14 protein-coding genes and 1 pseudogene are annotated in these 13278 nt (G+C 75.3%); 7 read left to right on the top strand and 8 right to left on the bottom strand.

The features are described 5' to 3' along the window. Positions 1-94 (top strand): annotated as a pseudogene (locus tag IH44_RS45495) (fasciclin domain-containing protein); the annotation flags it as partial. 71 nt (positions 95-165) lie between these two features. On the opposite strand, the gene IH44_RS0120390 reads toward IH44_RS45495, so the two are convergent. Beyond that, on the bottom strand, positions 166-570 hold the full coding sequence (locus IH44_RS0120390) for an SsgA family sporulation/cell division regulator (protein ID WP_051817103.1): 405 nt from the start codon (positions 568-570) through the stop codon (positions 166-168). Between the two features lie 315 nt (positions 571-885). On the opposite strand from IH44_RS0120390, the gene IH44_RS0120385 reads away from it, so the two are divergent. Together IH44_RS0120385 and IH44_RS0120380 are read left to right on the top strand one after the other, a co-directional pair. Further along, positions 886-1971: an S-(hydroxymethyl)mycothiol dehydrogenase gene (locus tag IH44_RS0120385; RefSeq protein ID WP_030461076.1), complete on the top strand. Its 1086-nt coding sequence runs from the start codon at positions 886-888 to the stop codon at positions 1969-1971. Then, positions 1971-2600 (top strand): MBL fold metallo-hydrolase, encoded by a 630-nt coding sequence (locus IH44_RS0120380; protein WP_030461075.1) that lies wholly within the window; start codon positions 1971-1973, stop codon positions 2598-2600. Before IH44_RS0120385 ends, IH44_RS0120380 begins: the two co-directional genes overlap by 1 nt. Positions 2601-2607: 7 nt before the next feature. On the opposite strand, the gene IH44_RS0120375 is transcribed toward IH44_RS0120380, so the two are convergent. From IH44_RS0120375 to IH44_RS0120365, 3 genes are read right to left on the bottom strand one after another with little or no spacing between them, the layout of a single operon-like run. Beyond that, positions 2608-3246 carry an AAA family ATPase gene (locus tag IH44_RS0120375; protein WP_051817102.1) on the bottom strand — a complete coding sequence of 213 codons (639 nt, stop codon included), beginning with the start codon at positions 3244-3246 and terminating at the stop codon, positions 2608-2610. A gap of 42 nt (positions 3247-3288) precedes the next feature. Next, a complete protein-coding gene (locus IH44_RS0120370) occupies positions 3289-3495 on the bottom strand; it encodes a ferredoxin (RefSeq protein WP_030461073.1) in 207 nt (68 codons plus the stop codon). Between the two features lie 26 nt (positions 3496-3521). Further along, positions 3522-4712: a cytochrome P450 gene (locus IH44_RS0120365; protein ID WP_030461072.1), complete on the bottom strand. Its 1191-nt coding sequence runs from the start codon at positions 4710-4712 to the stop codon at positions 3522-3524. Between the two features lie 569 nt (positions 4713-5281). On the opposite strand from IH44_RS0120365, the gene IH44_RS0120360 reads away from it, so the two are divergent. Then, positions 5282-5866, top strand: coding sequence for a TMEM165/GDT1 family protein (locus tag IH44_RS0120360; RefSeq protein WP_030461071.1), 585 nt, complete (start codon positions 5282-5284; stop codon positions 5864-5866). On the opposite strand, the gene IH44_RS0120355 is transcribed toward IH44_RS0120360, so the two are convergent. Continuing rightward, positions 5856-6824 (bottom strand): NAD(P)-binding domain-containing protein, encoded by a 969-nt coding sequence (locus IH44_RS0120355; RefSeq protein WP_081967001.1) that lies wholly within the window; start codon positions 6822-6824, stop codon positions 5856-5858. The two genes, IH44_RS0120360 and IH44_RS0120355, sit on opposite strands and share 11 nt — an antisense overlap. A gap of 60 nt (positions 6825-6884) precedes the next feature. Between IH44_RS0120355 and IH44_RS0120350 the strand changes: the two genes are divergently transcribed. Together IH44_RS0120350 and IH44_RS0120345 are read left to right on the top strand one after the other, a co-directional pair. Then, positions 6885-7265, top strand: coding sequence for a MerR family transcriptional regulator (locus IH44_RS0120350; RefSeq protein WP_030461069.1), 381 nt, complete (start codon positions 6885-6887; stop codon positions 7263-7265). Next, on the top strand, positions 7262-8281 hold the full coding sequence (locus tag IH44_RS0120345) for a phosphotransferase family protein (RefSeq protein WP_030461068.1): 1020 nt from the start codon (positions 7262-7264) through the stop codon (positions 8279-8281). The genes IH44_RS0120350 and IH44_RS0120345 overlap by 4 nt, the downstream gene beginning before the upstream one ends. A 14-nt stretch (positions 8282-8295) precedes the next feature. Here IH44_RS0120345 and IH44_RS0120340 read toward each other — a convergent pair whose 3' ends face one another. Together IH44_RS0120340 and IH44_RS0120335 are read right to left on the bottom strand one after the other, a co-directional pair. Continuing rightward, positions 8296-9891 carry a M4 family metallopeptidase gene (locus IH44_RS0120340; protein ID WP_030461067.1) on the bottom strand — a complete coding sequence of 532 codons (1596 nt, stop codon included), beginning with the start codon at positions 9889-9891 and terminating at the stop codon, positions 8296-8298. 165 nt (positions 9892-10056) lie between these two features. Beyond that, on the bottom strand, positions 10057-11403 hold the full coding sequence (locus IH44_RS0120335; protein ID WP_030461066.1) for a VWA domain-containing protein: 1347 nt from the start codon (positions 11401-11403) through the stop codon (positions 10057-10059). An 87-nt stretch (positions 11404-11490) separates the two neighbouring features. On the opposite strand from IH44_RS0120335, the gene IH44_RS0120330 reads away from it, so the two are divergent. Next, positions 11491-12147: a DedA family protein gene (locus tag IH44_RS0120330; protein WP_030461065.1), complete on the top strand. Its 657-nt coding sequence runs from the start codon at positions 11491-11493 to the stop codon at positions 12145-12147. A gap of 184 nt (positions 12148-12331) precedes the next feature. Here IH44_RS0120330 and IH44_RS0120325 read toward each other — a convergent pair whose 3' ends face one another. Continuing rightward, positions 12332-13186 carry a DMT family transporter gene (locus IH44_RS0120325; RefSeq protein WP_030461064.1) on the bottom strand — a complete coding sequence of 285 codons (855 nt, stop codon included), beginning with the start codon at positions 13184-13186 and terminating at the stop codon, positions 12332-12334. Positions 13187-13278 lie beyond the last annotated feature (92 nt).

Here is a 13278-nt window from a genome sequence, read left to right as displayed (position 1 = left end):
CGTCAACACCAACTCCAAGGTCCTGTGCGGCAACGTCCAGACCGCCAACGCCACCGTCTACATCGTCGACACCGTCCTGATGCCCACCTCCTGACACCCGCCTCCTGACAGTCGGCGCCTGATCGCCCGGCGCCTGATCGCCCGGCGGCCTGGCACCCCGGCGGGTCAGGCCGTCCCCAGCCGGGCGATCAGGCCGTCGAGGTCCAGGTGCTCGTGTTCGCGGCCGGCCGGGACGAGCGTGTAGCACTCGAGCAGGAAGCCGGTGACGATCTCGGCCGGGATGTTGACCACCGCCGCCCCGGTGCCGCCGTGCAGGGTGACCAGGACCTCGCCGTCGGCGCCGGGGCGGACGGTGACGTCGCCGTGTCCGGCGGGGGCGAGGCGGCCCTCGTTGAGCAGGTCGCGGCCGAACACCCATTCCACGGCGCCGACCCGGCCGACCGGCGGGAACACCAGCCGGACCGCGTACGGGAGCGAGGAGTCGAAGTGCAGCCCGGCCTCCACCGCCAGGTCGGGGTGCGGGCTGTGCGGGAGCGTGACGGCGGTGGACCAGCAGGTGGCGACGGCCATGCGGGGCGGCCTTCCTTCCGGGTGACGGCGGTGGGCGGTGCCGAAAGCTGACGGCAGGACCCCGACTACCCGCCCGGCCCGGCGATCCGCCGATCGACGCAGAACCTTCACCGATGTCCTCCACCCACCACACGAACGGCCGAACCCGGTGGCGGCGGGACGGGGTTCGAGCGGGTTCCTCGACGACGGTGCGGGAACCGGGGGCGGGCATGGACGGGCGACTTCCGTCCCGGAACGGCGTAAGTTCGCTGCTGGGCGGGCCCGAGGCCGGGTGCCGCCGTGGATCGAGTGCCGAGCAGAGGACGGGTACGGGACATGGCTCAGGTTGTCCGGGGTGTGATCGCGCGGGCGAAGGGTGCACCGGTGGAGGTGGTTCCCGTCGTGGTGCCGGATCCGGGGCCGGGTGAGGCGGTGGTGCGGGTGCAGGCGTGCGGGGTGTGCCACACGGACCTGCACTACCGGGAGGGCGGGATCAACGACGAGTTCCCGTTCCTGCTGGGGCACGAGGCGGCGGGCGTGGTGGAGTCGGTCGGCGAGGGTGTCGAGGACCTCGCGCCGGGTGACTTCGTCGTCCTCAACTGGCGTGCGGTGTGCGGACGTTGCCGGGCCTGCAAGCGCGGCCGGCCGTGGTACTGCTTCGCCACCCACAACGCGAAGCAGAAGATGACGCTGGAGGACGGCACCGAGCTGTCCCCGGCGCTGGGCATCGGCGCGTTCGCGGAGAAGACGCTGGTCGCGGCCGGTCAGTGCACCAAGGTCGACCCGGCGGCGTCCCCGGCGGCGGCCGGCCTGCTGGGCTGCGGCGTGATGGCGGGCCTGGGCGCGGCGATCAACACCGGGCAGGTGGGCCGGGGCGACAGCGTCGCGGTGATCGGCTGCGGCGGCGTGGGCAACGCGGCGGTGGTCGGCTCCCGGCTGGCCGGCGCGGGCACGATCATCGCGGTGGACGTGGACGACCGCAAGCTCGCCACCGCGCAGCGCCTGGGCGCCACCCACACCGTCAACTCCCGTGCGGTGGACCCGGTGGAGGCGATCCGCGGCCTGACCGGCGGCCACGGCGCGGACGTGGTGATCGAGGCGGTGGGCCGCCCGGAGACGTACCGGCAGGCGTTCTACGCCCGCGACCTGGCGGGCACCGTGGTGCTGGTCGGCGTGCCGACGCCGGAGATGACGCTGGAGCTGCCGCTGCTGGACGTGTTCGGGCGCGGCGGCGCGCTGAAGTCGTCCTGGTACGGGGACTGCCTGCCGGAGCGGGACTTCCCGATGCTGATCGACCTGTACCTGCAGGGCCGCCTCGACCTGGACGCGTTCGTCAGCGAGACGGTCCCGCTGGACGGCGTGGAGGAGGCGTTCGCCCGGATGCAGCGCGGCGAGGTGCTGCGCTCGGTGGTGGTGTTCTGATGGCGGCCCGGATCGAACAGCTGGTCACCTCGGGCGAGTTCAGCCTGGACGGCGGCACCTGGCAGGTCGACAACAACGTGTGGATCGTCGGCGACGACACCGAGGCGGTGGTGATCGACGCGGCGCACGACGCGGCGGCGATCAAGGAGGCGCTGGGCGGCCGGCGGCTGCTGGCGGTGGTCTCCACCCACGCCCACAACGACCACGTGGACGCGGCGCCCGAGCTGTCGGACCTGACCGGCGCGCCGGTGCTGCTGCACCCGGCGGACGAGGTGCTGTGGCGGCAGACCCACCCGGACCGGGCGCCGGACGGCCCGTTGGCGGACGGTCAGGAGATCGCGGTCGCGGGCACGGTGCTGACGGTGCTGCACACCCCGGGCCACAGCCCGGGCGCGGTCAGCCTGTACGCCCCCGGGCTGGGCACCGTCTTCACCGGCGACACCCTGTTCGCGGGCGGCCCGGGCGCCACCGGCCGGTCGTTCTCGGACTTCCCGACCATCGTCGCCTCGATCCGCGAGCGGCTGCTGACGCTGCCGCCGGAGACGGTGGTGCGCACCGGCCACGGCGACTCGACGACCGTCGGCGCGGAGGCCCCGCACCTGGCGGAGTGGATCGCCCGCGGCCACTGACCGGCCGTCAGCCCGCGTCCTCGGCACCGGCCCCGGCCGGTTCCGCGGCGCCGAACCGGATGCCGGCCAGCCGTTCGCGGGAGGCGGCGTCGGCCAGCAGCACCGACCGGGCGCCGGGGAACGCCGCCCGCCCGTCCCGTTCGAGCGCGGCCAGCAGCCGGGCGGTGCGCCGCACGTGCAGCCGGAAGGTGCGCGGGGCGGCGGTGCGGGCCCGGGCGTGCTGCCCGGCCAGGGCCTCGGCGGGGCGGACGGCGAGCAGCACCACGTGCAGTTCGCGTCCGGCCCGCCGGGCCCAGTGCGCCAGGGCCCGGCGCATCCACCAGCGGCTGCCGCAGTCGTGCACCAGCAGCGGCCCGGGGCGGCGGAACGCGGCGCGGGTGCGCAGCAGGTGCAGCAGGCGGACGGCGGGGCGGTAGAGCGGGTAGGGCAGGGCGGCGGGCATCCGGGCCTGGCAGGCGAGCCGGGTGGTGCGCGGGTCGATCAGGGCGGCGGGGGCGTCCCAGCGGCGCAGCAGGGTGGACTTGCCGCTGCCGGGGACGCCGCCGACCACCACGACCGCGTCCGGCCCGTAGCGGAGCTCCAGCGGCCCGCCGGGGCGGCCGCGCAGGTCGGCGACCGCGTCCGGGGCGTACCCGGTGACCTGCACGTGCCCGCTCCCCCGGTCGTTCCCGCTCGTCCGCCCGGCAGCCTACCGGGGCACTCCCTCCTCCAGCCGGATCGCCCCTCCGGGGCAGGCGGCGACGGCGTCGGCGACCTCGCGGACCAGGTCGGCGGGCGGGCTTGCCTGGAGCAGGACGACGGTGCCGTCCTCGTCGTTCTGGTCGAACACCTCGGGGGCGGCGAGGACGCACTGCCCGGAGCCGCAGCAGCGGTCCGGCTCGACGTGGACGAGCATGGCGGTTCCTTTCGGGGGGTGGGCGGTCACCAGGCGACCGGGAGGGACTCGACGCCGTAGACGGTCATCTCGTGGCGGAAGCGGATCTCCTCGAAGGGCACGGCCAGGTGCAGGTCGGGCAGGCGGCGCAGCAGGGTGTCGAGGGCGATCTCGAGTTCGAGCCGGGCCAGCGGCTGGCCGAGGCACTGGTGGACGCCGAAGCCGAAGGCGAGGTGGCGGCGGGTGTCGCGGGTGAGGTCGAGGGCGTCGCCGTCGGGGTAGCGCTCGTCGTCGCGGTTGGCGGTGTTGATCTGGCAGATGACGCCCTCGCCGGCCCGGATCAGCACGCCGCCGACCTCGGCGTCCTCGACGGCGACCCGGACGACGCCGGTCTGCACGATGCTGAGCCAGCGCAGCAGTTCCTCGACGGCGGCGGGCGTGGAGTCGGGGTGGGCGCGCAGGTGGGCGAGCTGGTCGGGGTGGCGCAGCAGGGCGAGGACGGAGAGGGCGGTCATGTTGGCGGTGGTCTCGTGGCCGGCGATGAGCAGCAGGCGGCCCATGGCGCCGATCTCCTCGGTGGGGAGTTCGCCGCGGGCGACCAGGCGGCTGAGGATGCCGTCGTCGGGGTCGGTGCGCTTGCTCTCGGTGAGGGTGTCGAGGTAGGTGGTCAGGCTGTCCTGGGCGGCGGCCACCTCCGCCACGGTGCTGGCGCGGTGCAGCAGGGTGCGGCTGCAGCGCTGGAAGAACTCGTGGTCCTGGTAGGGGACGCCGAGCAGCAGGCAGATCACCAGGGAGGGCAGCGGGAGGGCGAACTCGGCGACCAGGTCGGCGGCGGTGCGGCCGGTGGTCATCCGGTCGAACAGCTCGTCGGCGGCCTGCTGGACGGCGGGGCGCAGCGCGGCGGTCTTGCGGAGGGTGAAGTCGCCGGTGAGCATCCGGCGCAGGTGGGCGTGCTCGGGGTCGTCCATCCGGATGAACGAGGTCTTGCCGACGCTGAGTTGGCGGGCGGCGGCGGTGAGGAAGGGGAAGCCGGGGCGGGTGGCGTCGGCGCTGAAGCGGGGGTCGGCGAGGACGGCGCGGGCGTCCTGGTAGCGGGTGATCAGCCAGCAGGGGCTGTCGTCCCAGAGGGCGACCCGGGTGACGGGCTCGTCCTGCTGGGCCTGCTGGTAGGCGGGCGGCGGCGCGAACGGGCAGGCGCCGCGCGGTGCGGGGTGGGAGGTGGTGGCGGCAGTGGCCATGCTGGGGTCCCTTCCCGGGGCCGGGCGCTGCCGTCCGGGCCCGGGCGGGGGCGGGGTGCGGCAGGGCGGCCCGGCAATTGAGTGCCTCGGGCAACTAACTCACGGTCACGCTAACTCGCGTTCCGTGTCCACGGAAAGGACGCCCGGCCGCCGGAGCGGATTCTGTCCGGATTCCGGCGTGCCCCGACCGCCGCCGCGGGCGGCCGGGCCCGGCACCCACCAGGCGGGTCCGTGCCCGGCGGGGCGGCGGCCGGTCCGCCCGGGCGGTCGAGAACGGGCCACCTCCCCGCCCCCGACCGGGCTTTACCCTGGCTTTGCCGATCCCTTACACTCGGCACCGCGAAGGGGAGTAGTCCCGAAACACCACCGGTCGACACACTGGACGGCACGCCCGTCCCGGCCCGTGGGTCGCAGCAGGCCACTGCCGCGACGGACGAGACCTTCGGCCCCGTGCACGCCCCGGCCGCACCACCGTGCGGCAGGTCTCGTCGTGCCGGGCCGAGAGGTTCGCCCGTCGCCCGCCCGGTGCCGTTCGAGCCCGCGGCCCGGCCCCTGCAGAAAGCACCGCGATGTCCTTCGACCCCCTGGCGATGCTCACCGCCTTCGGGCTGATCTTCCTGGCCGAACTCCCCGACAAGACGATGTTCGCCTCCCTGGCCATGGGCACCCGCATGCGCCCGCTGTACGTCTGGTTCGGCACCTCGGCCGCGTTCGTCGTGCACGTGGCGATCGCCGTCGGCGCGGGCAGCCTGCTGGGCCTGCTGCCCGGCCTGGCCGTCAAGCTGGTCTCCGCCGCGCTGTTCGGCTTCGGCGCGTTCGTGCTGCTGCGCTCGGGCGGCGACGAGGACGGCGAGGAGGGCGGCGCGCGGACCGTCACCGGCTTCTGGCCGGTCTGGGCCACGGCGTTCACCACCGTCTTCATCGGCGAGTGGGGCGACCTGACCCAGATCACCACCGCCAACCTCGCCGCCACCAACGGCTGGCTGCCCACCGCGATCGGCTCCGCCGCCGCCCTGATGTCCGTCTCCGCCCTCGCCCTGCTGGTCGGCCGCTTCATCGCCAAGCGGGTTCCGCTGCGCACCGTGCAGCGCGTCGGCGGCCTGTGCATGGCCGTCCTGGCCACCTGGACCCTGGTCGAGGCCCTCACCGGCTGACCGCACCCGCCCCCTCCGCCCGGCCGGCCGCGTCCCGCTCGGCCCCGGGCCCGTCGTCCGCCGGCCGGGCGACGGGCTCGGCCAGCACCGCGGCCAGCCGGGCCAGGCCCTCCGCGCCGTGGCCGGCCGCCAGCGCCCGGTCCAGGGCGGAACGGGCCGCGGCCAGCACGCCGGTGTCCAGGCCGTGCCGGGCGGAGGCGTCCAGGGCGTGGGTGAGGCCGGAGCGGGCGGCGGCGAGGGTGGAGCGGGTGCCGGGGAAGCTCCCGGCGGCCAACTGCTCGGCGAAGTCGGCGGCCAGGACGGCCAGCAGGTCGCCGATCCCGGCGGCCAGCGGCGCGAACCGGCCCGGGTCGATGCCCTCGGCGGCGGCCAGCGCGAAGGCGTGCGCCAGCCCGTGCACCGAGGTGGCGAACAGGTCCAGCAGCGCCGTCTCGTGAGCACCCGCCAGCCCGACCTCCGCCCCGAGGTGGAGCACCGCGCCGCCGGTCGCGGCCAGCGTGCCGCGCACCGCCCCGAACACCTCCACCAAACCACTGACCAGCACCGTCGCGCCGGGCGTCCCGATCGTCCGGGTCGGGGTGAGGACCGCCCCGTCCAGGTACGCCGCCCCGCGCCCGGCCGCCCACCCGGCCAGCCGGCGGGCCTCGTCCGGCGGGCCACTGGTCAGGTTCACCAGCGTCCGGCCCTGCCAGCCGTCCGGCGCCTGCGCCAGCACCTGCTCCAGCGCCTCCCGGTGCGCCAGGCAGGCGACCACCACCGTCCCCGCCGCCACCGCCCCGGCGACGCTGCCCGCCACCTCCACCGGCAGCCCCGCGGCCTTGCCGGGCGTGCGGTTCCACACCGTCACCCGGTGCCCGGCCGCCCCGAACGCGGCGGCCAGCGCCCGCCCCATCGGCCCCAGCCCCAGCACGGCCACCGCCGTGCCGCCCTTCCCGTCGTCCCTCGTGTTCCGCGTCATGGCCGGGACGCTAGGCCCTCACGTTGACGTGAAGGTCAAGTCGCTGCTGGACTACGCCGCATGCGAATCGGGGAACTGTCCGAGCGCACCGGCGCCAGCCGCCGCGCGCTGCGCTACTACGAGGAACAGGGCCTGCTGGTGCCGGAGCGGCTCCCCAACGGCTACCGGGACTACGGGGAGCGCTCGGTGCCCACCGTGCGCCGCATCCGGGTGCTGCTCTCGGCCGGCCTGAACAGCGCCCTCGTCGCCGAGATCCTGCCCTGCCTGGCCGACGACACCGTGGTCCTCACCGGCTCCTGCCCGGAGCTGCTGTCCGGCCTGGCCGCCGAACGCCGCCGCCTCACCGCGGCGATCGACGACCTGCTCGCCGCCCGCACCGTCCTCGACTCCCTGGTCGGCCTCCCCCTCGCGCCCGCCGGGGAAGGCCGGTCGGCCGCGTGAGCGCCGGACCGGCCCGGGGCCGCGCGTTCGCCGACGCCCGCTCGCTGGCCCCCGTCGTGCGGGAGGTCTTCGGCGCCGCCCGCCGGATCTCCGCCGTCGAACGGCTGCGCGGCGGCAGCAAGAAGGGCGTCTACCGGGTCGTGCTGGACGACGCCACCAGCGCGGTGGTCTACCTGTGGAGCGCCGACGAGGACTACTGGGACGGCCTGCTCCCGGACGGCCACGACGACCCGGCGAACCCGTTCTCGCACGCCTCCGGGCTCGACCTGCTCGAAGGCGCCACCCGGCGGCTGGCGGCCGTCGGCGCCCGCGCGCCGCGCCTGCTGTTCACCGACCGCGGCCGCGGGCTGTACCCGGCGGACGTCGCCGTCGCCGAGGACGTCCGCGGCGGAACGCTGCAGGACCTGCTGGAGCGCGACCCGGCCGCCGGGCGGCGCACCCTGGGGCGGCTCGCCGGGGCCCTGCGGCTGATGCACGCCCACCGCGCGCCCGCGTTCGGGCGGGTGGCGTGGCTCGACGGCGGCGGCGCGCCGACCGGCGACAGCTGCGAACGGGGCTACCTGGAACGGGCGTTGGTCAACCTCTCGACCGCGGTCGCGCACGACCCGCGGGCCGCCGCGGCCGAGTCCGCCCTGACCGACCGGCTGCACGCCCTGTACGCCGGGGTCGAGCCGCGCGCCGGACTCGGCGTGGTGCACGGCGAACTGGGCCCCGAGCACGTCCTGGTCGGGCCGGACGGCGAGCCCGTGCTGATCGACGTCGAGGGCCTGCTGTACGCGGACCCCGAGGTGGAGCACTGCTGGCTGCGGATGCGCTTCGACGCGCACCGCGAGCACTACGAGGCGCTGCGCGACCCCGGCCTCGACCCGCGCCGCCTCGCCTTCTACCGGTACGCCATGCACCTGGACCTGGTCGGCGGCCCGCTGCGGATCGCCGCCGGCGACTTCCCCGACCGCCAGTGGATGCTGGACGTCGCCGACCACCACCTGCGCCAGGCCCTCGCGTACCGGGCCTGACGCCTGGCGGTGCGTCAGGCGACGGAGACCGCGCTCCAGGCGGCGCCCACCGCCGCGTACTCGGCGGAGTTCGCGCCGTACAGGTCGCGGGCGGCGCTGAGGGAGGCGGCGCGGGCGCCCTTGTAGTCGGTGGTGGAGGTCATGTAGACGGTCAGGGCGCGGTACCAGATCGCGGCGACCTTCTGGTTGCCGATGCCGGTGACGGTCGAGCCGTCGCAGGTCGGCGAGTTGTAGGCGACGCCGTTGACGGTCTTGGCGCCGCTGCCCTCGCTGGCCAGGTAGAACCAGTGGTTGCCGACGCCCGAGGAGTAGTGGACGTCCAGGCGGGCGACCTTCTTGCTCCAGCAGTCCGCCGAGGAGCCGTCCAGCGAGGGCTGGTCGAAGCGGCGCAGCCAGGGCGGGGTGGACTGGTCGCTGAACAGGTAGTCGCCCTTGTCGACCGCATTGTCGGCGTACCACTCGACCATGGTGCCGAAGATGTCGCTGGTGGACTCGTTGAGGCCGCCGGACTCGCCGCTGTAGCGGAGGTTGGCGGTGGCGCTGGTGACGCCGTGGGTCATCTCGTGGCCCATGGTGTCGAGGTCGACCTGCTCGGGGTCGGTGCTGCCGTTGCCGTCGCCGGTCATCATGCAGAAGCAGGCGTCGGACCACTGGGCGTTGTCCCAGTTCGTGCCGACGTGGACGAAGACGGTGGCGCCCTTGCCGTCGTTCTTGATGCCGTTGCGGCCGAAGGTGTTCTTGTAGTAGTCGTACGTCCAGGCGGTGTTGGCGTGGGCGTCGACGGCGGCGGTGGCCCGGTCGGTGGAGAACTTCCGGCCGTCGCCCCACACGTCGTCGGCGTCGGTGTAGAGCGTCCCGGAGGTGGCCTTGACGCTGCTCGCGGAGAGGTTGTGGGCGTCCTTGGTGGTGTGGCCGCGGACGGGGTCGATCAGCGCGTAACTGCCGTCCGCCTGCTGGGTGGTGGAGAGCGTGACGTCGCCGGTGTACTCGGAGTGGCCGGTGCCGGTCGCGGAGTGCTCGGCGTCGTAGCTGTCGATGGCGGCGCCGGTGGTGGCGTCGGTGACCACCACCCGGCCGGTGGGCTGGCCCTGCTTGCCGGTGCCGGTGACGGTGGTGCGCCAGGCGAGGCGGGCGGTCCCGTCGGCGGCCCAGACCACGAGTTCGGGCGCGGAGGTGGCCGCCGCGATGCCGGGGGCCTGCTGGAGCGCCTCGGCGGCGCTGCGCTGGGCGGGCACGGCCGGGCGGGTGGTGGGCACCTTCGGATCGTGGCCCTTGGCCCGGGAGGAGTCGGTGAGCCGCCCGCGCGCGTCCTGGTGCACCACCAGGTCGCCGCCGACCACGGGCAGCCCTTGGAAGCTGCGGTCGAAGCGGACGTGCTGGGTGCCGTCCGGGTCGAGCACCACGTCCTTGAGGACGAGGTCCTGGCCGGGCCCGTAGCCGAACAGGGCGGCGTGCTGGGTGACGTTGGCCCGGGCGCGGGCGACGGCCGCGTCCCGGCCGCCGGGGGCGGCGTCGGCGGTGCCGGTGGTGACGGCGGTGAGGAGGAGAGCGGCGGTGGCCGCGAGGGCGGCCGTGCCGAGGACGTGGCGGTGCGCGGAGGAGGGGCTCACGCGGGACTCCGGTCGGGGTAGCTGGAGGATGGCCGACCGAGAGCCTGATGGTGAACAGACAAACACTTCTAGTAAACAGAACGGACCGTGACCCTTTCGTAGCGTCCCGGGGCCGTTCCAGGACCCGTTCCAGGAGCCGCCCCGGAGCCGCTCCGTGACCGGCCGTCAGCGCAGGATGCCCGCCCGGCGGGCCGCCGCCACCCACTGCGGGAACTCGGACAGCAGCCGGTCGTAGAGCTCCGGGTCCGGGAGGGTGCTGATGTCGTCGACCGCGAAGAACCCGACGTTGTCGACCCGGCGGCCGGGCAGCGTGTCGAACCGCTCCAGGACCCCGTAGTCGCCGTGGCCCAGCCCGACGAACTGCCAGAACACCGGCTCCTCGACGGCCGCGCGCAGCTGCTGCTCGATCTCGCTGTTGCGGTAGACCCCGCCGTCGGAGAAGAACAGCACCAGGGTCGGCTCCGCCGTCGGGTTCTCCCGCACGTGGGCGCGGACCTCCGCGATGACCTTCTGCTCGTCGTTGTTGACGCCGACCGCCTTCATGTCGACCCGCCCGTCGGGCAGCGGCGGGCGGACCTTGCGGCGGCCGAACAGCGAGATCTCGCCGACCCGGACGTGCCGGCCCAGCCACTCCGGCAGCTCGGACAGCCTCAGGTCGGGCAGCCGGGCCGGCCAGGTCGCGAAGGTCCACGCCTGCATGGTCCGGTCCTCGTCCAGCTGCGCGGCGACGGCGGCCATCCGCTCCACCACGTCCGCCACCACGCCCCGGTGGTAGAGCCCGGCCATCGAACCGGAGGCGTCCAGCACCAGCACCACCCGCGCGACGAGGCCCTGCGCGCCGTGCTTGCGCAGGCTGACCGCGACCTGCTGCTTGCGCAGGCTCAGCCGCTTGCGCATGTCGACGGGCAGCGCGCGTTCCTCCTCCTCCCCTTGACCGGCCGTCAGCTCCGGCCCGGGCAGGGGCAACGGCACCGGCACCGGCACCGGCACCTGCGCCTGCACCGAAGGCATCTCGGGCTCCGGCTCCGGCTCGGGCTCGGGGAGGGTGAACCCGTGCGCGACGGCGAGGCCCGCCAGGCCGTCCGTCCAGCCCTGGCCGACGGCGCGGAACTTCCAGCGGCCGTCGCGCCGGTACAGCTCGCCGCAGACCAGGGCGCGCTCCGCGCCCGGCTCGGGATCGAAGCGGGCCAGGCCGGCCCCGGTGCGGGCGTCGCCGAGCAGCAGCGACAGGCCGGGGACGGCGCCGAGGCCGGCCTCGTCGGTGACGGCCAGCAGCAGCACCCGCTGGACGGCGGGGGCCAGCGCGGCCAGGTCGACGTCGATCCCGTCCGGCCGCACCAGGACGCCGGGGGCGTGCGTGCGGACCAGCCGGGGCCCGTCGTCCGGGCCGAGCAGCAGCGCGGCGGTGCCCACCGCCGGGACGCCCGGCCCGGCCCGCCAGGAGAGTGCGGCCCGGACGGCGGCAGCGTCGATCGGCAGGTTGGCGCCCTTGGCGAGCGGAGTCTCGGTCACCTCCTCAGTCTGCCCGCTGCGGCGGCGCGGGTCCCCACCCCGGCCGGTGTCCGCACGTTACGGTGGGACGGGAGCGAGGTGGTCCTGATGAAGTCGGTGACCGACTGGCTGGGCGGCCTGTCCGGGCCGGTGGTGTACGCGGTGGTGGCGGCGCTGGTGTTCGCCGAGGACGCGCTGTTCTTCGGTTTCGTGCTGCCCGGCGAGACCGCGGCGGTGCTCGGCGGCGTGCTGGCCCACCAGGGCAGCGTCTCGCTGGGCTGGATGCTGGTGACGGTGGTGGCCGCGGCGGTGCTCGGCGACTCGGTCGGCTACGAGGTGGGGCGGCGGCTGGGCCCGCGGGTGCTGGAGACCAAGTCGCTGCGCCGCCACGCGGACCGGATCGGCCGGGCCCGGGAGCTGATCCGCCGCCGGGGCCCGGCGGCCGTGCTGCTGGGCCGGTTCGTGGCCTTCTTCCGCGCCCTGATGCCCGCCCTGGCGGGGGTGTCCCGGATGCCCTACCGCCGGTTCCTGCTCTTCAACGCCATCGGCGGCCTGCTGTGGGGCGTCGGCTTTGTTCTGCTCGGCTACTTCGCGGGCGCGGCCTACAGCCGGGTGGAGGGCACCGTCGGCCGCACCGCCGCCCTGGTCGTGGCGGGCCTCGCCGTGGTGGCGGTGCTGGTGCACTACGTCCGCAGCCACCGCCGGGAGCACGCCCAGGAGCACCAGCAGGAGAAGGAGCACGACCAGGGGCCCGGGGACGACTGACCCCGCCGGAGGGCACCGTTCGCCCCCCCGCGCTCTCCTGACCACCCGTCACCCGACGACGGCGAGTTCGGCCCGCGGGCCCGTCCGCCGTCACAGCGCGCTCCCCCTCGGCCTCCGCCACCCGTCGTGGGGGACGGGCGCCCGCACCTCCCGGCCGGTTCCGACGGGCCGTCGGTGCCGGGTGTCAGTGCGGGGTCTCGCGGATGTTCGGGACGGCGCGGACCAGGGTGATCACGCCGGTGGCGACCAGGGCGACGGCGAGGAGTTCGGGGATGAGCAGGGGGCCGGTGCGGATCGTCTCGTCGAACAGGACGATGCCGAGCAGCAGGCTGACGGCGGCGTCGCCGATGGTCAGGGCGGGTTGGGAGGCGACCAGCGGGCCGGCCTGGAGGGCGTTCTCCAGCAGGAGGACGGCGGCGATGCCGGTGAGGGCGAAGCCGTAGGTCTGCCAGGTGGTGAGGAAGGCGGCCGGGCCGTGGTCGGAGAAGGTGCCGGTGGCGGACTTGAGCAGGGCGGCGGTCAGGGCGTTGCCGATCGCGGCGGCGGTGCCCAGGGCTCCGGCGCGGAACACCGGTCCGCGGCCGCGGGCGGCGGCGACGCACAGCGCCATCGTGCCGAGGCAGCCGGCCAGGACGGGGGTCCAGCGGCTCATCGGGGCCTGGTCGTCGGCCCCGGTGGGGGCGGCGCAGGCGAGGAACAGGGCGAGGCCGCCGACCACCGCCGTGACGCCCGCCCAGCCGGCGGCGGGGATCCGGCGGTGCAGCAGGGGTGCGGCGATCAGCAGGGCGAACGGCAGTTCCAGCACGAACACGGGCTGCACCAGGGCGAGCGGTCCGAGCACCAGGGCCAGGGCCTGGAACAGTGCGGCGCCCATCACGCCCAGGATGCCCGCCAGCCAGGCCGGGTCCCGGGCCAGTACGGCCAGGAACCGCAGTCCCCCGCCCCGCGCCACCTGCGAGGCGGCTTTCCGTTGAAAGGCGGTCCCGGCCGCGTTGGAGGCAGCTCCGAGCACCGCGCACACCACCGCGAGCACGTCCACCCGCCATCGGTTCCCCCGCCCCGGGCCGCGAACCCCCGCTTCCCCCGGACGGCCGAACCGGGGTTGCGGGCCCGCGGCCGGTGCCGGACGGC

The sequence above is a fragment of the Kitasatospora sp. NRRL B-11411 genome (genome assembly GCF_000721345.1).
GTDB classification, from domain to species: Bacteria; Actinomycetota; Actinomycetes; order Streptomycetales; family Streptomycetaceae; genus Kitasatospora; species Kitasatospora cineracea.
The sequence above is the reverse complement of the archived record's forward strand: the minus strand, read 5'-3'. Positions and strand labels throughout refer to the sequence as shown.